This window comes from Psychrobacter pacificensis, assembly GCF_900101915.1.
Lineage (GTDB): Bacteria > Pseudomonadota > Gammaproteobacteria > Pseudomonadales > Moraxellaceae > Psychrobacter > Psychrobacter pacificensis.
Genome location: NZ_FNAL01000021.1, coordinates 20,600 through 40,860 on the forward strand (window position 1 = coordinate 20,600; position 20,261 = coordinate 40,860).

A 20,261-nucleotide genomic window follows, 5' to 3' on the forward strand; every position below is an offset into this window, starting at 1 on the left:
TAATGACAGTACGCAATAACAAGGTAATGATGATGAGCAACCGCGTTTCTTCTGCTTTTGCCATTTCAGCACTGGCAGTCAGCATGGTGGCAGTCAGTAGTAGCGCCCACGCTGCACAGCGCATCAATAATGTGTCTGTAGTGCAAACTGCACCAGCAGTGACACAAATGCGTTTGGGGTTCACAGGTTTACCAGTATTGCCTGCAGCCTACGAGCTTGATGATCCTAGCCGCTTGGTATTAGACTTTGAACAAGTACAAAACGGTCTTGCCAGTCGTTTCAACGAATACAATATCGGTATGGTCAATGATGTCACCACGTTGAGTAGCGACAGTACGACGCGTCTTATCGTTGGCCTCAAGCAATCAGGCAATTATACAACAGCGATTGAGGGTAACGAGCTACTACTGACCATTACAGATCCTGATCGTCCAGTGATTACTAGTGACCCTGTACAAGATGTCCTTAATAACTCTAGCGGCATCACCACCACTGCAGTCGTCACGCCAATCGTTGAGACCAGCACGGTTCCCGTTGCAGCTGTCAGTACAAATAATACCGTCGTGGTAGAAAACGAAGTACCAGCCGATACGATGGTAGTCAGAGTTAATCCACTGTTGAACCCGCAACTTGCTTCGGCACAAGTGAGTAAGCAATACAGCTATGATGGTCTCAGCGCGGTCAATTTTTCGGCAGGTAATGATGGTGGCGGTAACGTCAGCATGGTACTTGCCAACGAAGCCATTCCGGTAGATGTACAACGCCAAGGTAATAAGCTTGTCGTACGTTTAACAGGCAGTACGGTCCCAAGAAACTTGCTACGTCGATTAAATATTAATAGTGGTTTGGTGAGTAGCATCGATACTAAAAACCAAGGACAAAATGGTGTCATCACTATTAATATGTTTGATGATTACGAGTATCAAGCTTACCAATCGGGCAATCAGTTAAATATTAGTATTAGCAAGCCTGAGCTGCTACGTGAGCCGACACTTGAGGAGAGAGTATACAGCGGCGAGCCACTGTCTATGGAATTCCAAGACGTTGAAATTCGCAGTGTGTTAGATATTTTAGCGCAGTTTACCGAGATGAATATCGTTGCGAGTGATTCAGTCGCTGGTAACATCACCTTGCGTTTGATCAACGTGCCTTGGGATCAAGCACTCGATATTATCCTAAAAAGTAAAAATCTAGGCAAGCGCGAAAATGGTAATGTGATTTTGGTTGCGCCTTCTACTGAACTCGCTGAACAAGAAGCACGTGAGCTTGAAGCGCAGCAAGCTGTTCAATCTTATGCGCCATTACGTACTGAATATATTCGTTTAAGCTATGCAAAAGCACAAGATGTCCTGACTTTGATTTCTCAAGGAAGTGGTTCATCTGGTAGTAGCGGTATAGGGGGCACGAGCGGACTTACAAATCGTGGAAATGACAATAATACGTTGTTGTCGGATCGTGGTACGGTAACAATTGATGAGCGTACCAATACCTTGATTGTCAAAGATGTGGCAAATAGCATTGAAAATATTCGTACCTTAATTAGCAAGATTGACATCCCTGTGCGTCAGGTTATGATTGAAGCGCGTATCGTTAGTGCCACTGACAGCTTTAGTAAAGAGATTGGGGTTCGCTGGGGAATCTTATCAAATGGTGCAGCCAATAATCGTAGCTTGTTGGTTGGTGGTAGTGATCAAACTTTGTGGGACTTAAAAGATTTTGACGTAGAAACCACGACTGTCAATGGACAAACGGTTTCTTATCCTTCATATGACATCAGCCGTCCTGATAACTTAAACGTTGATTTAGGGGTGGATAATCCAGCCGGTAGTATCGCTTTTGGCCTATTAAGTTTATCTGATGTGATGCTTGATCTTGAACTATCAGCATTGCAAGCGGACAATCGCGGTGAAGTCATCTCAACCCCGAAAGTTTTGACGGCCGACAAGCAAACCGCAAAAGTTTCTTCTGGTACCCAGATTCCTTATCAGGAAGCCTCAGCGAGCGGCGCAACTACAACCAGTTTTAGAAAAGCGGCACTGAGTTTAGAGGCGACGCCAAATATTACCCCTGATGGCAAAATTGGTCTGCAGTTACTTATCACCAATGGTACACCATTATTTACCAATGGTATCGTTGCTATCAATGAAGATTCTATCTCAACCAATGTGATCGTTGAAGATGGTCAAACGGTGGTATTGGGTGGGGTCTTTAGAAACCGTACTAACAACAATGTGGACAAAGTGCCGTTTTTAGGCGATTTACCATACATTGGCCGTGCATTCCGTAAAGATGTGCGCAATAACAATAAGGAAGAGCTGTTGATATTTGTCACACCAAAATTGATCAATGATGGTACAGCGCGCTTGAATTAATCATAAATTTGTTTATTATTCACTAAAAAAGTAAACCTTAGTGCTTACTTTTTTTTGGGCATAAACTTAGCATCTTTAATATTGCGAGCTATATGCATGGATTAATGGACGATAAGCGCTAAATATTACTAACAATAATCACAGCGCATTACTAGCCAGAATATCAATGACGTTGTATGATAGCTAATTTAGCTGAGTGAGTATTATGGTGCAGGAATTGCCGTCGGTGTTTTTAGTGGGTCCGATGGGAGCGGGGAAGACGACGATCGGTAAGTTACTGGCCAAGCAGTTAGGTCGCACTTTTGTAGATAGTGATTGGTATATCGAATCGCAAACCGGTGCTGACATTGCTTGGATATTCGCCAAAGAAGGTGAAGCGGGTTTTCGTGAGCGTGAAACACGTGCCATTGATGAGCTGACTCAAGCCCCCCAAATTGTATTAGCAACTGGCGGTGGCGCAGTATTGGCTGCTGAAAACCGAGAGTTCTTAAGACAGCGTGGCATCGTGGTTTATCTCAATGCCCCAGTCGATGTACAAATGGCCCGCACTTCTAAAGACAAGTCACGGCCTCTTTTACAACAGCCTAATCCTAGAAAAATACTGCAAGATCTATATAGTATTCGCGATCCATTATATCGTCAGGTCGCGCATATTATTATGCCCACTGGTCACACTTATCCGCGTCATATGGTCAGCCAATTAATGCAGCAGCTGAACGCATTTTTTGATTGTACTGACACAACACCAAAAGACAATAAAGAGTAGACCGATATTATCTATTGATATGATAGGTAGGTATACTCAGCTACTTTTACCCAATTATAAATGCTTAAGGAGTGTCTCATGGCAACGTCACTGTTTCATGATAGCTTAACAGTTCGTACGCAAAGTCATGATTATCCAATCATTATTACTGAAGATGCGACGTCAAAAGACAGCAGTATGGCAAAGCAAGTCGCACCTTATATTAAGGGTTGCCAAGTATTGATTGTGACTAACGATACCGTGGCACCTCTATACTTGCAAGCTTTAGAAGACGAGCTAGCAGAGCAGTTTACGGTAAAAGTTTGCGTGTTACCAGATGGTGAGCAATATAAGAACCAGACAAGCATTGACCAAATATATGATGCACTAATGGCAGAGCATTTCAATCGTGATGTCACGCTTATCGCACTTGGTGGCGGCGTGGTGGGTGATATGACAGGTTTTGCTGCGGCAAGTTTTATGCGCGGGGTCAACTTTATCCAAATTCCAACGACCTTATTATCGCAAGTCGATTCTAGCGTTGGCGGCAAAACGGGCATCAATCATGCGCAAGGCAAAAATATGATTGGCGCATTCTGGCAGCCACAGATGGTGCTCGCTGATATGAGTACGCTCAAAACGTTGCCTGCACGTGAGCTGTCAGCAGGAGTCGCTGAAATTATCAAGTATGCGCTTATCATGGATGAAGCATTCCTGACATGGCTTGAAGAGAATTTAACTGCAATGATGGCGTTGGATCTGGCAGTACTTGGCGAAGCCGTGAAGCGCTGCTGTCAATACAAAGCAGATGTGGTCGCTCAAGATGAAAGAGAGTCAGGTGTGCGTGCCCTGTTGAACTTTGGGCATACGTTTGGTCATGTGATCGAGACCCATCAAGGTTACGGCAATTGGTTGCATGGTGAGGCGGTAGCGGCGGGCATGATGCAAGCAGCTAAACTCTCCCAAAAAATTGGTTGGTTGACCCTTGATGAGGTTGAACGCATTGAGCGTGTTTTGATGCTAGGTAACCTCCCAACCAAACCGCCTGCCATTGATGTACAAACTGCTCTGGACTTGATGGGACACGATAAAAAAGTGAAACACGGACAAATCCGGCTGATTTTGTTAAAATCAATAGGGAGTGCAGTAGTGACCAATGACTTCGATAACGATCTGTTGCTCGAAGTATTGTCACAACACAGCGCATAATGTATCAAAATTTTAGTGAGTATTCGTACTAAAACTTGATATGTACAGCAGATTCATAGGCTGCACTCACTGCACTTCTATTTGAATGAGCATTGGTGTAATGCTCTTAAATATGTTTTTACCAAGGATATTCCTATGGCAGCATCAAAATCGAAGACGCGTACCGCTGGCCAATCATACAGTCGTCAAGCCCTGATCTGGCTGGTCGCGACGTTACTATTAGGTGTTGTGACAGCGTTAGTCTGGATGCTAAGCCAAACGCCAGCGATGGGTGCCAAAATTGAAAACGAACCAGTATCAGCACCGCAAATGTTGGCTGATGAGTTTGAGCAACCATTAAAAATCGAGTCGCTTCACGAGCTGGATACCGATGTACAGCCGATTAGTTTTGATACGACTGTCCGTGACTTGCGTAATTATCCTGACGAGTTTAAAGACAAGCGCTATCTACTTGCCAACAAGGGTAAGTGGACCGTGCAGGTGATGAATGTCGCTGAAAATGACGTGATTGTCAGCTATTTAGAAGGCCGTGAAGATCGTGATAAGTTCGCTTATTTCCGCTATCTTGATAGTGAAAATCAAGTCCGTTATATGCTGACTTACGGAATCATGAGTAGTCCACAGGAGGCCGTTGGGGCAGCAAAGCTCACAGATTTTAAACTGCCTGCCAATGTACGTGTACTACCGGAGGAGATCAATCGATACGTAAGTATTATCGATAACTACGAGCGTCCTGATCCAGTAAAAGACTTAAGTACGAAGCGCACGCGCGCTGTCAATCTAAAACCGACTAAGCGTGAAATACCAGTACGTCAGCAAGCGCAAGCAGTCAACAATACGGCTAATGAGCAAGAAGCCGCTAACACTAATACGAGTCGCGATAGTCAACGTTCCTCTAACGATAGCGCCCCAGTAGAAAGCATCCGTCAATCTGCAGATACCTCTGAAACATTATCTGTCACAGAAGAGCGCACAGTTGGTAATGAGCCACAATCAACTGATGAGGCATCAAGTCAAACGCAAAGTAATACCAATAACTCCAAGCAGGAAAATAAAAAGCCGTCAACAGCAGGTGCAGATAATAGCACCGCTAAAAAACCACCCGCTGTACCTGCGCCAAAACCGCCCAATACGAGCAACAATGGGGCAAATAGTAATGCAAATGCACCTAAAAATAATAATGCGCCTAAAAATAATAGTGACAGTATCAAGTCGTTAATAGAGGACAAAAGCAACTGATACGCATTTTTTGTTATTGAAAACCCACTAGCTAATTGGTTAGTGGGTTTTTTTATACTTCGTTTTTTTAATATATTAGTGGCTACTGTCGCTATTTTGGGGCAAAGTATTCAAGGTAGACAGATATCATCCATTGCCTCAGGTAACCCTAACATAGGCGCTTTATATTATATTTCTAATAGGTTTTTAATCGTCCTATAACCAATAGTAATGAGACCATATACAAATTATGGCTGATGAATCGATAGAAAAGACTAGATTTTTTGTGAATCATTAACTAATATAACTGTGGGCGACGTTCTGTATAGTTATCGTAAAAAACTATTGTTAAACAAGCATTTAGTGATAGATCTATCATTTATAGAGTTTATTACTGAAATTTGTTGTCTCAAGCGCGGCTACTTACAACCGACATCAAGATCATTGTAAGTGACGCAACCTCTCTTATTGTCACTCTTTTTAGAGTGAATAAGGCGCTTGAATACAGAGCGTCAGATATTCAAGACGAACCACATGCACGATTATTAAATGGTTGGATGTCCAGCTCTCATTGCTAGATATAACGACATAACACACGATGCTTAAACGAACGACATAACGTATTACTGATTGGGCAATTGGCATTTAGGGGTATAAATTACTCTGTTTCAAAGGGCTGCCATTCACTGTCTTTAATATACGACGCATATGTCACGACATTAGCTAATGACCAAGAGGGTCAAAGGGTTACTTGCTTTTAGAGCATGATGTTGATTGAGCCTCGCACCATTTACTAATTCAACTATCCGAATATCCACTATCAGCCCGTTCTGCTTACGGGTACCAGCTTATGCTCCGCATTGGAGATGTAAGTTGCCCGTCTACTTAAAAGGACAAGCTATGTCAATGATTTCCTCGCAAACACACCTGGCCACGCCAGATGATTTTTCTGATAATTGCGGTTTTGGTCTAATTGCTCATATTAAGGGTGAAGCCAGCCATAATTTGGTAAAAACCGCCATTCATAGTTTAAGTTGCATGACACATCGTGGTGGTGTGGCGGCAGATGGTAGAACTGGTGATGGTTGCGGTCTACTATTAGCGACGCCTACCGACTTCTTTAAACAGATCGCTGATGAGCAGCAATTCGCAATCACAGACAACTTTGCTGTTGGTATGGTGTTCGTCAATTTGGATGATGATAAAGCCAAGTATAGCCAGCAAGTATTGAGCGATGAGATTACCGCCCAAGGATTAGAAGTCGCTGGCTGGCGTGATGTGCCACTTGATTTAAGTATTGTGGGTGAGATCGGCCGTGAGACATTACCAGGTTTTAAGCAGGTATTTGTCAATGCGCCAGATGACTTGGCTGCTGAAGATTTCAACCGTAAACTGTTTGTTGCACGCAAAAAAGCAGAGCAGCGCCTGACAGATGACGAGCTGTTTTATGTATGTTCATTAAGCTGCCAGACCATTATTTATAAAGGTTTGGTCATGCCATCAGACCTGCCAGCATTTTTCTTGGATCTTCAAGACGAGCGCTTGGCGTCACATATCGTGGTTTTCCATCAGCGTTTCTCCACCAATACTTTGCCGCGTTGGCCATTGGCACAGCCGTTCCGTTATCTGGCTCATAATGGTGAATTGAATACCATTACAGGTAACCGCAACTGGTCTAAAGCACGCACGCCAAAGCTCAAATCAGACAAACTGCCGAACTTGAATGAATTGACGCCGCTTGTAAACAGTACAGGTTCTGATTCATCAAGCCTAGATAACATGCTTGAAGTGCTAATGTCTGGTGGTATGAATTTGTTCCATGCGATGTCGATTTTGGTGCCACCAGCGTGGCAGAACGTCGATAGCATGGATATGGATTTGCGAGCGTTTTATGAGTTTTATTCGCAGCATATGGAAGCGTGGGATGGTCCTGCAGGGCTTGTGATCCAAGATGGACGCTATGCCGTCTGTATGCTCGATAGAAACGGTCTGCGTCCGTCACGTTGGGTGACCACCAAGAACGGTTATATCACCGTCGCATCAGAGGTTGGTGTTTGGGACTACTCACCACAAGATGTGTTGGCAAAAGGTCGTGTCGGCCCAGGTCAAATGCTGGTTATTGATACGTTGACAGGTCAAGTGATGGATACGACTGCTGTTGCAACGTTGCTGAAAAATGCGCATCCGTATCGAAAGTGGCTGCGTGAAGAAGCGACACGTGTCCGTGATGATGAGCGCTTAGAAGAAACCTTAGCAGCGCAAGCGTGCCGTGGCGACAAGCTAAAAGCTTTACAAAAGATGTATCACATCACCAATGAAGAGCGTACAGAGATCATCCGTCCTAATGCTGAAAACGGCCAAGAGCCAGTAGGTTCGATGGGTGATGACACGCCAATGGCAGTACTATCGCAGCAAATCCGCCATGTCGGTGATTTTTTCCGTCAGCAATTTGCACAGGTGACCAACCCGCCAATTGATCCATTACGTGAATCAATCGTGATGTCACTACAAACTTGCCTAGGTGCTGAGACTAATGTGTTTGCGCCATCAGCAAGAGATGCTCACCGTATTATTTTGTCATCACCAGTCTTGTCAGCCAGCAAGATGCAGCAGCTTGAAACCTTGGATGATCCAGCATTCAAGATGGCTCGTATCGATCTGAACTATGACCGTACTTTAGAGTTATCTGATGCTATCGTTGCTATTTGCGAAGAAGTGGCAGATAAAATCCGTTCGGGCAATACCTTGATCGTACTGTCTGATAAAGAGATCGATGCAGAAAAAGTACCTGCCAATGCCATCATGGTCACAGGAGCCGTACATCATTATCTGATTGCAGAAGGTATCCGTACCGATGCTAACTTGGTGATTGAGACAGGTCTTGCACGCGATTCGCATCAAGTCGCGGTATTGATCGGGTTTGGTGCAACTTGTGTGTATCCATATCTGGCATATGATGTCATCGATGACTTGGTGGCGACTGGTGAGTTGCTTGGTGATCCGATTCAAGCTCGCGTTAATTTCCGCAAAGGCTTGGATAAAGGTTTGCTAAAAATCTTATCAAAAATGGGTATCTCTACCATTGTGTCGTATCGCGGTGCGCAGCTGTTTGAAGCAGTTGGTCTGTCTGAAGAGGTCGTGAGCCTATGTTTTAAAGGCGTACAAAGCCGTATCAAAGGCGCTACCTTTGCAGATCTTGCCGCTGACCAAGCGCAACTGGCTGCCAACGCATTTAAGCGTCGTGCGCCACTAGATCAGGGCGGTTTGCTCAAATTTGTCTTCAATAAAGAGTACCATGCCTTTAACCCTGACGTGATCAACAGCCTGCATACGGCAGTACGTACGGGCGATTATGAGAATTATCAGAATTATGCCAATCTAGTCAATAGCCGCCCAGTGGCGACCTTACGTGACTTGTTGCAATTAAAGACTGACAACAGTATCGATGTCGATGATGTTGAGGATATCTCTGAGATTTTGACGCGTTTTGACTCAGCAGGCATGTCACTAGGTGCGCTGTCTCCTGAGGCGCATGAGTCAATTGCGATGGCGATGAATACTATCGGTGGACGTTCAAACTCTGGTGAGGGCGGTGAAGATCCTGCGCGTTATGGCACGTTGCGTAACTCAAAGATCAAGCAAGTGGCCTCTGGTCGTTTCGGCGTGACACCTGCATATCTGCGCTCAGCAGAAGTCATGCAGATTAAGGTCGCTCAAGGCGCAAAACCGGGCGAGGGTGGTCAGCTACCTGGTGGTAAAGTGAATGCGCTGATTGCGCGCTTGCGTTATTCGGTGCCAGGCGTGACCTTGATTTCACCGCCGCCGCATCACGATATTTACTCTATCGAAGATTTGGCGCAGCTGATTTTTGATTTGAAGCAAGTCAATCCAGATGCATTGGTATCGGTTAAATTGGTGTCGCGTCCGGGTGTTGGTACGATCGCGACAGGCGTTGCAAAAGCCTATGCCGATTTGATTACGATCTCAGGTTATGATGGTGGTACAGCAGCATCTCCGCTATCGTCTATCCATCATGCAGGCTCGCCATGGGAGCTAGGTCTGGCTGAAACCCATCAGTCTCTACGAGTGAATGGATTACGTGATAAGGTACGTGTTCAGACCGATGGTGGTTTAAAAACAGGATTGGATGTCGTCAAGGCTGCCATTCTTGGTGCAGAGAGCTTTGGCTTTGGTACTACGCCGATGATTGCGGTTGGTTGTAAGTACCTTCGTATCTGTCATTTAAATAATTGTCCAACAGGGGTTGCTACCCAAAAAGCCAAGCTACGCGATGAGCATTTCATTGGTGAAGCAGAAATGCTGATTAATTTCTTTAAATTTGTGGCGACTGAAACACGTGAATGGTTAGCAGCGCTAGGTGTTCGTAGTATGGAAGAGCTGGTCGGTCGTACTGACTTGCTAGATATCTTAGAAGGTAATACGGACAAGCAGCGTCATCTTGATTTAACGCCATTGCTATTTAGTCACCCAGCCAGTGTGGGCAAAGCCCAAACGTGTCAGGTGGAGCGTAACGAGCCGTTTGATAAAGGCTTGCTCGCTGAGCAGATGATTCGCGATATGCTCGTCAATATTCGCCAAGGCTCAGGCGGCGATTATAGCTATTTCGTTGGCAACTGTGACCGCTCTATTGGTGCTCGTATCTCTGGTGAGATTGCGCAAGTATGGGGCAACCTTGGCATGAGCGATATGCCGATCAAGCTTCGTCTGACGGGGACCGCAGGGCAGAGCTTGGGTGTGTGGAACGCTGGCGGCCTAAATATTGAGCTTGAAGGCGATGCCAATGACTATGTGGGTAAAGGCATGGCTGGCGGTGAGATTGTCATTTATCCACCTAAAGACTCAAACTTTACGGCACAAGAAACCGCCATCATCGGTAATACTTGTCTATATGGTGCAACGGGCGGTAAGTTATATGCTGCTGGGACCGCAGGTGAGCGTTTTGGCGTTCGTAACTCTGGTGCGCATGCAGTCATCGAGGGTACAGGTGACCATTGCTGTGAATATATGACTGGCGGTATCGTCACGATTCTTGGACGTACTGGGCTCAACTTCGGCGCTGGTATGACGGGTGGTTTTGCTTATGTACTCGACATGGAAGGTGACTTCTTTGATCGTTGCAATCATGAACTGATCGATCTCAACCGTATCTCAAGCGAGCAAACAGAAGAGCATCGCATTCACTTACAACAAGTGATTGAAGCTCATGTAGATAAAACAGGCAGTGCGTGGGGTCAGACGATATTGGACGACTTTGAGCACTATGTTCGTAAATTCTATTTGGTGAAGCCAAAAGCGGCGAACATTGCAAGTCTTCTTAAAACTACCATGGCCGACCCACAATAGCCGATTTGTCATTGTCGGTCGTGTCAATCGATTGTCTTAAGAGATCGTATTGAGGAATCGACAATGACTTTAATTAGGGTAGCCAGCGTTCCGTTTTTAGAGACGTTTTAACTCACAGGTTTTCAGCAGGTACGTGACAGCAGTGATATATGTCTTAGATTTTAGACAAACAACACATCGCATGACTGTCGCCACCCACTGCAAAAGAGCCTTATATAAAAGAGATAGCACCATGGCAAAACGCTTAGAAAATAACTTCCAGTTTTTAGATGTACCGAGATTTGATCCAACCAAAAAAGACATTGCAACGCGCTCAACAGAGTTTGTTGAGATTTATAAACCTTTTGAAAACGAAGCTGTTGCTCAGCAAGCGCATCGTTGTCTTGAGTGTGGTAACCCGTACTGCGAGTGGAAATGCCCAGTACACAACTATATTCCTAACTGGCTAAAGTTGGCGACAGAAGGACAGATATTCCAAGCGGCTGAATTATGCCACCGCACCAATACCTTGCCTGAAGTATGCGGACGAGTTTGCCCGCAAGACCGTTTGTGTGAAGGCGCTTGTACATTGAACGATGGCTTTGGGGCAGTGACCATTGGTAATGTCGAGAAATATATCAACGATACCGCGTTTGCACTTGGCTGGCGCCCAGATATGTCTGAAGTCGTTTGGACAGACAAAAAAGTTGCTATCATTGGCGCAGGACCAGCAGGTCTTGGTTGCGCAGATATCTTGGTCAGAAATGGTGTCAAGCCTGTCGTCTTTGACAAACGTCCTGAAATTGGTGGCTTATTAACTTTTGGTATTCCTGAGTTCAAAATGGAAAAAGACGTCATGCGTAACCGCCGTGTCATCTTTGAAGACATGGGTATGGAGTTTCGCTTAGAGACAGAGATCGGTACAGACGTCACCATTGATGAGCTATTGGCTGAGTATGACGCGGTCTTTATGGGTATGGGTACATACACCTATATGCGTGGCGGCTTCGCTGGTGAAGAGTTGACAGGCGTCTATGATGCGCTAGATTACCTGATTGCCAACGTCAACCGTTGTAATGACTGGGAAAAAGATGCCGAAGAGTACATCGACCTTAAAGGCAAAAGAGTTGTCGTACTAGGAGGTGGTGACACAGCGATGGACTGTAACCGTACCAGTATTCGTCAAGGTGCTGAAAAAGTCGTCTGTGCTTATCGCCGTGATGAAGAAAATATGCCTGGCTCACGCCGCGAAGTAGTCAATGCTCGTGAGGAAGGGGTTGAGTTTTTATTCAACCGCCAGCCTACTGAAATCATTGGCTTAAACGGCAAGGTCAATGGGGTAAAAGTCGTCACGACGCACTTGGGTGCGCCAGATAACCGCGGACGTCAGCGTCCTGAGCCGATTCCTAATTCTGAAGAGATTATCCCATGTGATGCCGTGATTATGGCGTTTGGCTTTAGACCAAGTCCTGCTGATTGGTTCGAGTCGCAGCAAGTGGCAATGGACAGCTCTGGTCGAGTGTTGGCTGCAGAAAAACAAACCTTTAAATTCCAAACGCAGAATCCCAAAATTTTTGCAGGTGGTGATATGGTACGTGGCTCTGATTTGGTCGTGACGGCTATTTGGGAAGGCCGCGAAGCAGCAGAAGGTATACTAGACTTTTTAGAAGTATAATTACCTCGATTTAGATTCCACGATTTATTAGTGGTTTGTGATGTAAACGTCTTTTGTCTTTTATCAGACAAAAGGCGTTTTTTTTGAGTGATGCTTGGTAAATCGAGGCTCGACTGCTAGCATGTTTTTGCGTACCCTATATGCTTTATCGTTTACCTCATTTATCCACTAAAACTCGTTTATTCACTAAAAAGAGTAGCCTTGCGTGAAATCAACCCTTTACCAGCTTATTACTGCTCCATTTACTGAGCCTTATGTTCGCTATCAACATGCCGACGTCTTGCACGCCATTCGCTTAGGAACGGCTGTCATACTGGCGCTACTGGCCAATAAACTCACCAACCTGCCGCATGGTGAGTGGACCACCATTACGGTTTTTATTATCTTGGGATTATTGCAGTATCAAGGCGCTATTTATACCAAAGCCAAAGAGCGTGTCTTGGGTACTCTATTAGGCATAGGTACAGCCCTTGGGGTGCTGTGGTTCATTCAAAATGCAGGTGCATGGCTATGGATCGATTATGTACTTATCGGTATATTAAGCGGCATCATTGGTTATCTGGCCGTTCGTAAGCTTGGCTACACAGGGCTGCTAACGGGTATCACTATGTTGATGATTGTCTCTGACTTGGGTCACAACAGCATCGGTCAAGATGGCATCTACCGCGCGCTAAATATCTTACTGGGTACAGGTGTTTCGGTAGCAGTGACGCTGATTTTACCGCTCAAATCAACGTTGATGTGGCGGTTTTTATTGAGTAGTAATCTTGACGCTTGTAGCAGTCTCTATGCTGGCGTGGGTCATCATATTGATGCAGCGGATGGGGTAATGGACAATGCTACTCAAAAATCAAACCCAATCGCCTTTCCTATTAAAGAAGTACCCGTTGATAGGAAGTTGGTAACAGCGCTACAGCAGATCAACAAACGCCTGCTGGCTGTGCGTCCACATATCGCTGCGACAGCAAGTGAGTCAGGAATCGAAAAAGAGACGCTAGAGACCATTCAGCGTACCCATCGTAATATTATCGGAACGATTGATTTATTATTAAGTGCTGCTCCGCGTTTGGCGAATATCGAAATTGATGAAGAAAACCATGTGTTACTGATGCATTATCAGCACGAATTGACGCAAGCCATGCAGCATATGGCGGCGGTACTCCGAAGTCCAAGCGATGAAGTGTTTCGCCCGATTACTCGTATTGCTGTGTCAGAATATCCAAGTGTGCAGCACTTAGCATTTGAGTGGCAGGGGTATTTTTGGTTAACACAGACGTTGCAAACCCAGTTGCAGCAATTGAGTGATCTGTTACAAACCTCTAAGCCACACTGGTTTGCTGCATCTGGGCTGGGTTATCAGCGCCGTGAGCAGCGCCGGATGAAAGAGCAGGGCGGCGAGACAGATTTGCATTTATAACGCACAAAAAAACGCTGACCATTTAGGATCAGCGTTTTTTCTTAAAGATTTACTTTATTTTAAAGGTATTAAACCATGGCTATTAGCGCCCCGTTTTTAGCTTATCCCAGTATTGTTGATACACTTGTAGTGCTTCATCGCCCACATCTTCTTGGAATTCCGCTTTGGCTAACACGTCTTTAGATGGGTAAATCGTTGGATTGTTGCGAACGCTTTCATCCATCAGCTCTCGTGCTGCCTGGTTTGGTGAGGCATAACCAATTTCTTCACTCACGATTTTGGCGTTTTCAGGACGCAATAAGTAATCAATAAATTTATGTGCTGCATCAACCTGTTTGGCATTTTTTGGAATGACAAAGTTGTCCATCCACAAGATAGCGCCTTCAGTTGGGTATTTATAAGCCAGGCTCGTTAGACCTTCGTCATTCGCCATGACTGCTTCGCCATTCCACGTCATGCCAAGAGACGTCTCACCTTCGATGTACGGCATACGTGTCGCATCAGAGTTAAACGTTTTGACGTTTGGCATTAACGTTGTAAGCTTGTCGTAAGCCGCTTTGATTTCATCAGGATTGCTACTGTTGCCCGAGTAGCCTAGCGTCAGTAACGCCATACCGAACACTTCACGCACATCGTTGGTAAGCATCACCTGACCTTTGTACTTAGGATCCCATAGGTCGTTCCAGCTATTCACAGTTGCAGGATCGACACTATCGCCATTGATCGCAAGACCGGTGCTACCCCACATGTACGGTATAGAGTATTTATTGTCAGGATCGACTTTGGTGTTGGTAAATGACGTATCGAGGTTTTTAAAGTTACTTAATTTAGACTTATCTAACTCTTGCAGTAACCCTTCTTTGGCCATTTTTTCGACATAATAAGTCGATGGAATGGCCAAATCATACTGGCTAGAATCATCAAGCAATTTGAGTTTGGCGTACATGGCTTCGTTGGAATCAAACGTTGTGTAATTGACCGTGATACCAGTTTCTTCCTCAAAACCATCCAAAATCTCTTGTGGCATGTACTCTGACCAGTTATACAGATTAAGCGTCTCATTGCTCGCAGCAGCGCTAGCATCTGCCGCATTGTCAGAATTGCTACAGCTGGATAATGCCAAGCCAACAGTGGCTGCTAGTAATGCTTTTGGCAGCATACGTCCAAAGCGTGCCGGGCTGCTTGAATGGAACGATGATAAATGGGTCAAAATACCTCTCCTAAATAAAGACAATTCAAATCAAAGATGCGGATAAAAATGATAAGGCAATTAATGCCTAATGTCGCTAATAACACTATTATGGTTATCACTTTGCACAATTTAAAGGGCTATTACTAAGACAATATGTCGTAATGCGCATACATAGCGCTCATGAGACAAATCAAATTTGTCATAACAGCTGATTTGAACACAGATGATAATCAGTCGAATTTCTAAAAAACTGCTCACAAGGTGCTGGGCAATGAGGTGATATAACCATGCTACTATAAACGTAGGCTCAAGCGCAAAATCGCAAAAAGCACTTGGCTCTCAATGAACCATACCACAATAATAAAGGATACCGCGTGATGACTCAAAGTACCTCTACTAACAGACCTGTCGCTATACCAGCATTACTTACGGACAAAGTCGCCATCGTCACTGGCGCCAGTCGTGGACTTGGTGCACAAATTGCTCAGCAAATGGCAACAGCTGGCGCAATCGTTTGTGTCAATTACCTCAACAGTAAAGAGGCGGCTGAGACGGTAGTGGCTGATATCATGGCAGCAGGCGGGCAGGCGTTCGTATATCAGGCGGATGTCACCAAGCTTGAGCAGGTAAAGGCCATGGCGGCTGAAGTTATTAGCCGTCATGGTCGTATCGATATTGTGGTCAATAATGCATTGCCACACTATCAATTTGACCCTAGTGCTGACAATACTAGCATCGAGACCGTGCAGTGGGCGCATTTTTCTCAGCAAATCGACGGTATCGTCAAAGGCGCGGTCAACACTGTACAAGCGGTATTGCCACAGATGAAAGCGCAGCAGATGGGTAAAATCATTAATATCTCAACCAACCTTGTCTACAATCCTGTCGTGACTTATTATGACTATACGACCGCCAAATCGGCGCTGCTGGGGCTCACGCGCAATCTAGCTAGCGAGCTTGGTCCGCACGGCATTCGCGTAAACCTATTAGCAGGCGGCCTGTTAAAGACTACCGATGCTAGCAGCCTCACGACTGAGGAAGTCTTTGACTATATCGCTACCACCACGCCGCTGCGTCAAGCCACCTCAGTTGCCGACTTTGCTAACTCTGTACTACTCATGGCGTCTGATTTGAGCGTGGCTATCACCGGTCAGTCCATCGCGGTTGATGGTGGTTTGACGATGCCTTAGCAAAAAGCTAACGGGTACTTGATATAGGCTCAAGCAAGGTTTTTATTTGGTGGACGCGGCAGTGTAGAACTGCTCAAGCACGGCTTGGATACCATACTCTTCAATCGTACCAGTGACAAAATCAGCTCGTTCTATCAGAGCGGGCTGAGCATCCCCCATCGCAACCGCAAACCCCACCAAATCAAACATTTCTAAATCATTCATACCATCGCCAAACGCCATACACTCGCTGACATCGACCGCATAGTATTCGCAGACATCTTTGATGCCGCGCGCTTTTGAAGCATCTACTGGCAAAATATCTGCACCGATTTGATGCCAATGTACCAGCTTTAAATCATACTGCGCAAAATCGATGTCCTGCATTTTATCGAATTGATTATTAAAAAATACTGAGCATTGATAGACGATATTTGACTTGTAATACTCAGGGTCAAGAATAGAGTTGGGTGTGACAGCGTTGAATTCACGCAAACGGTCGTTTTCATCTGACCATGCGATATGAGTAGCAGAGTCAAACTTATGAATCAAGTCGCTCTGCTGGCAAAGACGCACGATTTTATCTGTTTGCTCATCTGACAATGGATAGTGGCTGATTCGGCCCTTTTTATCAAAGCTATACTGTCCATTCATACAAATAATGGCATCCAATATATCTGCATCAAGCAATGCTAAGATATCCTCAGGCAATATGGCCTTGGAGCGCCCAGTTGAAATCACCAGCTTGATATCAGTGTCTGCCAGTTGCTCAAGGGTTGCTTTATTATGTTCGGCAATGACGCCGCTGCGACTCAAGGTATCATCGATATCGAAAAAGATGATTTTAGGTGTAGAAACTTTGGTATTCATACTTTCTTGAGCAATTTTATCTTCGATAAACATGATGATCCTCTACATTTTAAGCGCTGCTACTAAAGGTAATAGTAGCTGATTACTAATGCCTGAGCGACTTTATTATTCGTCTTATCCTACAGGCTCATTAGCCAAAAATGAGGATGGTTTTGACTAGGTTGTGTAACGCATGGGTCTTACGCTATTCACTTTGATGATTCATAAAATTGCTAACGTATTACCGAAGATACCGTTGATATTCTATGTTTAGACTATATATAGACTACACTTAAATTAAATATTTTTTAGTTCATCTAATGAATTTTATCTAATAAATTACTATGTCGTTTTCTGAGCTAAGTTCTTTAAAGAGGGTTTATTGATAACGACTCAAGCACTTATAGAGAAAATTGAATAAGCAAAATAATTTATAGGGACAAGATTATGACTGCTTCTACCCCAAAATCAAATCATGATGCCATAGCAGATAACACGCTCGATGCGTCTATGCCACGTCACCCTGAGAGCCGATTACAATCAGAATGGCTATTTTTGTATGACAAACTGCCACCAGATCAATGGTTCAGTAACGACTATGTTTATAAGACATCTTTTTGGCTAAGTATTCACGCTGACATACGTAAACGCCAACACGTTCTTATCCAAATCAGTGATGCCTATCATGCTGGTGATATTGAATGGTTAGAATACCGCTCACAAATCTCATCACGGATTAATCAATATATTTTTAAATTACATCAGCACCATAATATTGAAGATACAGGCTACTTTCCGCAGTTCATGCGCATGTACCCTCAACTAAAAGCAGGTTTTGAGATATTAGATCGTGATCATGTGCATTTGGATACACTGCTTAATGAGCTGCAAGTGCTAAATAGCAGGCTAGCATCAAGCAATACTGAAGATAAAGCGCTGGTTGAGCAATTGCATCAGCGCTTAATGGATGCAAGTGAGCTACTGTCGCAACACCTCACTGATGAAGAAGATTTGGTGATTCCTATTTTGGGGTTAAATTAGTGTTATAGCGAAAAATAGTTCAGCTTTATTTTTTATCAGACAAGACTACCGCACTGAATGTATCAAAATCTGTAGTACTACGATGTAGCGATAGGAGTGGGAGTACGCTATCTTATTGAAACTGCAACGTTGGCTCTCTAGAAAATAGTAATAACGGGTAAAAACCTACTAAAAAATACAAAATGTTGTTGATTGTACTTTAGAGTAAAGGATATCTTAATTTAAAGCTGTTTTGATCATTGGAATCTTTTATGCATAAAGTTATTGAGTACATCTCAGAATCTGGTGCTGAAGTTTTGGAGGAGGGAGATAAAGACGGGGCAGATATTCTGGTTAGCCTCACATATATCGGTAAAAATCGTGAGAAAGATAATGGCATAAAGCTGACTCGTACCTTTGAGACGGCACGAAAAAATAACGAAAAAAGCAATATCACTTCAGCGCTTGTCATTAAGGATCATTATTTTATTCAAAACATTGAAAACTCGAGATTTTCGATTAAGGAAAGCTTAGTTATTGCTATTTTGGGATTAAAAAATAGTAATTATAGTCAGATATAGATTAGGCTTTTGAGCTATTAGAATAATACAATCACACAGTTTTCACCAACATTTGTAGTAAAATTCGCGGCAGTAAATACTGGTGTCCTATCTCATCAAAAAGGTCATGTCACAATTTAAAAAATAATAATAGATGGTAAAAATTCGGTCAAAACGTAACAATTTCATTGATTATATTTTATAATAAAGTGTATCTTAATTTAGATAAGTATTTTGCAAATAGGGTTTCTTATGCATACAACGACAAGCCATGCTTCAGAGAACAAAAAAAGAAATGGCGAGCACATTCTTATCAACATGACATATATCGCCAGAAATGTCGATCTAGACTCAGGCATCGAGTTGACTCGTGCACTTGAGTATTGGAGAAGGTATTTCGAAGAAAACGGCATCGTTTCAGCTTTAGTTATCAGTGAAGGCTATTTTGTCCAAAGCTTTCAGGGAACAAGACCTGCTATCAGTACTGCCTTGCACAAGATATTCGACGAGCATCCAACTATTTTTCCTAACATTATCAACATAGAAGAAATAGAATCACGCCAATGGGATGGTTTTTTAATCAAACATTTAACGTCAAGTAATGAAGATGAATTGTATGCTTTGAAAAACTTCTCGACAGGTGCTGACTATAATCCTTACCTTATGAGAAGTAGTCAGATTGAGAACTTTTTACATGAGATTTTTGCAGATCAAAAAAAATTATAACGACATAATGACTGAAAAGGTTTGTGAAGAAAGAGTTGATGAGTTGTTCTCGCTACAGAACTCTCAGAGAAAGATATTATAGATGCTTTTTTTAGATTTTTTTTGAGTGGAATTGGAATAAAAATACAAGATGGGTCTTCGAGAATTAATAACTTAAGGTTATTAATTAGCAACTATATAACAAAAAAATAAGGGGCTATTGATTAGGATAATTCTTAAATAGTATCTTAAGTTAAATGGATTTTTAATTAGATACCTTATGCGTAGATTTATTGAATTCTAATTTAGAAGAGAGAAGGGAATGATTTCAGACGAGAGAAATAAAAACGGTGCTCACATTCTCACCAGTCTAACGTATATTGGCAAAAACCGCGAAAAAGATAATGGCGTGAAAATGGCCCGTACTTTTGAGATAGCAAGACGAAACAACGAGAAAAGCGGTATAACCTCAGCACTGGCCATCAACGACAACTATATTATTCAAAATATTGAAGGTTCAAGACTTGATGTCAACGAGCTGATAACGAGGATTATCACGGAACGTCCACATCTTTTTATCCATGTTGTAGATATTAAAGAGGTAGAGACACGTAAATGGGATGGATTTTTGATCAGATACTTAGCATCAACTCCTGAATATGAAGCACATACCCTCAGACATTTTTCGGCAGGTACTGACTTTAATCCCTACCTAATGCCGAAAGATCGAATCACAAGTTTTATGGATGCGCTGTTCACAGATGAACTGCTTAACGATATCTAAATG

14 protein-coding genes are annotated in these 20,261 nt (G+C 43.6%); 12 read left to right on the forward strand and 2 right to left on the reverse strand.

Annotated elements, in window-relative coordinates; all coding sequences use genetic code 11:
* Positions 1-2 precede the first annotated feature (2 nt).
* The 7 genes from BLR43_RS11035 to BLR43_RS11065 all read left to right on the forward strand — a co-directional run bounded on the left by BLR43_RS11035 (position 3) and on the right by BLR43_RS11065 (position 13,979).
* Complete coding sequence (locus BLR43_RS11035; protein WP_093071070.1) at positions 3-2,372, forward strand: type IV pilus secretin PilQ; 2,370 nt, start codon at positions 3-5, stop codon at positions 2,370-2,372.
* Between the two features lie 205 nt (positions 2,373-2,577).
* Positions 2,578-3,138, forward strand: a complete 561-nt coding sequence (gene aroK, locus BLR43_RS11040; protein WP_093071072.1) for a shikimate kinase AroK — start codon at positions 2,578-2,580, stop codon at positions 3,136-3,138.
* Positions 3,139-3,216: 78 nt separating this feature from the next.
* Entirely contained in the window at positions 3,217-4,326 is a 1,110-nt protein-coding gene (gene aroB, locus BLR43_RS11045) for a 3-dehydroquinate synthase (RefSeq protein ID WP_093071075.1), read from the forward strand.
* A 135-nt stretch (positions 4,327-4,461) separates the two neighbouring features.
* Positions 4,462-5,565, forward strand: coding sequence for a hypothetical protein (locus BLR43_RS11050; RefSeq protein WP_093071077.1), 1,104 nt, complete (start codon positions 4,462-4,464; stop codon positions 5,563-5,565).
* Positions 5,566-6,444: 879 nt separating this feature from the next.
* Positions 6,445-10,908 carry a glutamate synthase large subunit gene (gene gltB / locus BLR43_RS11055; RefSeq protein ID WP_093071080.1) on the forward strand — a complete coding sequence of 1,488 codons (4,464 nt, stop codon included), beginning with the start codon at positions 6,445-6,447 and terminating at the stop codon, positions 10,906-10,908.
* A 232-nt stretch (positions 10,909-11,140) separates the two neighbouring features.
* Positions 11,141-12,562 (forward strand): glutamate synthase subunit beta, encoded by a 1,422-nt coding sequence (locus BLR43_RS11060; protein ID WP_058024467.1) that lies wholly within the window; start codon positions 11,141-11,143, stop codon positions 12,560-12,562.
* Between the two features lie 205 nt (positions 12,563-12,767).
* Entirely contained in the window at positions 12,768-13,979 is a 1,212-nt protein-coding gene (locus BLR43_RS11065) for an FUSC family protein (RefSeq protein ID WP_093071082.1), read from the forward strand.
* An 82-nt stretch (positions 13,980-14,061) separates the two neighbouring features.
* On the opposite strand, the gene BLR43_RS11070 is transcribed toward BLR43_RS11065, so the two are convergent.
* Positions 14,062-15,189, reverse strand: a complete 1,128-nt coding sequence (locus BLR43_RS11070) for an ABC transporter substrate-binding protein (RefSeq protein WP_071002937.1) — start codon at positions 15,187-15,189, stop codon at positions 14,062-14,064.
* A gap of 359 nt (positions 15,190-15,548) precedes the next feature.
* On the opposite strand from BLR43_RS11070, the gene BLR43_RS11075 reads away from it, so the two are divergent.
* Positions 15,549-16,361: a 3-oxoacyl-ACP reductase gene (locus BLR43_RS11075; protein WP_071002938.1), complete on the forward strand. Its 813-nt coding sequence runs from the start codon at positions 15,549-15,551 to the stop codon at positions 16,359-16,361.
* A 42-nt stretch (positions 16,362-16,403) separates the two neighbouring features.
* Here the strand turns inward: BLR43_RS11075 and BLR43_RS11080 are convergent, their stop codons facing one another.
* Positions 16,404-17,243 (reverse strand): Cof-type HAD-IIB family hydrolase, encoded by an 840-nt coding sequence (locus tag BLR43_RS11080; RefSeq protein WP_083328928.1) that lies wholly within the window; start codon positions 17,241-17,243, stop codon positions 16,404-16,406.
* Between the two features lie 393 nt (positions 17,244-17,636).
* Here BLR43_RS11080 and BLR43_RS11085 point away from each other — a divergent pair, with 393 nt between their 5' ends.
* From BLR43_RS11085 to BLR43_RS11100, 4 genes are all read left to right on the forward strand, one after another.
* On the forward strand, positions 17,637-18,230 hold the full coding sequence (locus BLR43_RS11085) for a hemerythrin domain-containing protein (RefSeq protein ID WP_093071084.1): 594 nt from the start codon (positions 17,637-17,639) through the stop codon (positions 18,228-18,230).
* 251 nt (positions 18,231-18,481) lie between these two features.
* Positions 18,482-18,790, forward strand: a complete 309-nt coding sequence (locus BLR43_RS11090) for a BLUF domain-containing protein (RefSeq protein WP_093071086.1) — start codon at positions 18,482-18,484, stop codon at positions 18,788-18,790.
* Between the two features lie 231 nt (positions 18,791-19,021).
* A complete protein-coding gene (locus BLR43_RS11095) occupies positions 19,022-19,495 on the forward strand; it encodes a BLUF domain-containing protein (RefSeq protein ID WP_093071089.1) in 474 nt (157 codons plus the stop codon).
* 301 nt (positions 19,496-19,796) lie between these two features.
* Positions 19,797-20,258, forward strand: coding sequence for a BLUF domain-containing protein (locus BLR43_RS11100; RefSeq protein ID WP_093071091.1), 462 nt, complete (start codon positions 19,797-19,799; stop codon positions 20,256-20,258).
* Positions 20,259-20,261: the final 3 nt, after the last annotated feature.

Coding starts and splice junctions, on each gene's coding strand:
- BLR43_RS11060 (WP_058024467.1), top strand. CDS start 11,141: ATGGCAAAACGCTTAGAAAATAACTTCCAGTTTTTAGATGTACCGAGA.
- BLR43_RS11075 (WP_071002938.1), top strand. CDS start 15,549: ATGACTCAAAGTACCTCTACTAACAGACCTGTCGCTATACCAGCATTA.
- BLR43_RS11095 (WP_093071089.1), top strand. CDS start 19,022: ATGCATACAACGACAAGCCATGCTTCAGAGAACAAAAAAAGAAATGGC.
- aroB (WP_093071075.1), top strand. CDS start 3,217: ATGGCAACGTCACTGTTTCATGATAGCTTAACAGTTCGTACGCAAAGT.
- aroK (WP_093071072.1), top strand. CDS start 2,578: ATGGTGCAGGAATTGCCGTCGGTGTTTTTAGTGGGTCCGATGGGAGCG.
- BLR43_RS11090 (WP_093071086.1), top strand. CDS start 18,482: ATGCATAAAGTTATTGAGTACATCTCAGAATCTGGTGCTGAAGTTTTG.
- BLR43_RS11080 (WP_083328928.1), bottom strand. CDS start 17,243: ATGTTTATCGAAGATAAAATTGCTCAAGAAAGTATGAATACCAAAGTT.
- BLR43_RS11035 (WP_093071070.1), top strand. CDS start 3: ATGACAGTACGCAATAACAAGGTAATGATGATGAGCAACCGCGTTTCT.
- BLR43_RS11100 (WP_093071091.1), top strand. CDS start 19,797: ATGATTTCAGACGAGAGAAATAAAAACGGTGCTCACATTCTCACCAGT.
- BLR43_RS11050 (WP_093071077.1), top strand. CDS start 4,462: ATGGCAGCATCAAAATCGAAGACGCGTACCGCTGGCCAATCATACAGT.
- gltB (WP_093071080.1), top strand. CDS start 6,445: ATGTCAATGATTTCCTCGCAAACACACCTGGCCACGCCAGATGATTTT.
- BLR43_RS11085 (WP_093071084.1), top strand. CDS start 17,637: ATGACTGCTTCTACCCCAAAATCAAATCATGATGCCATAGCAGATAAC.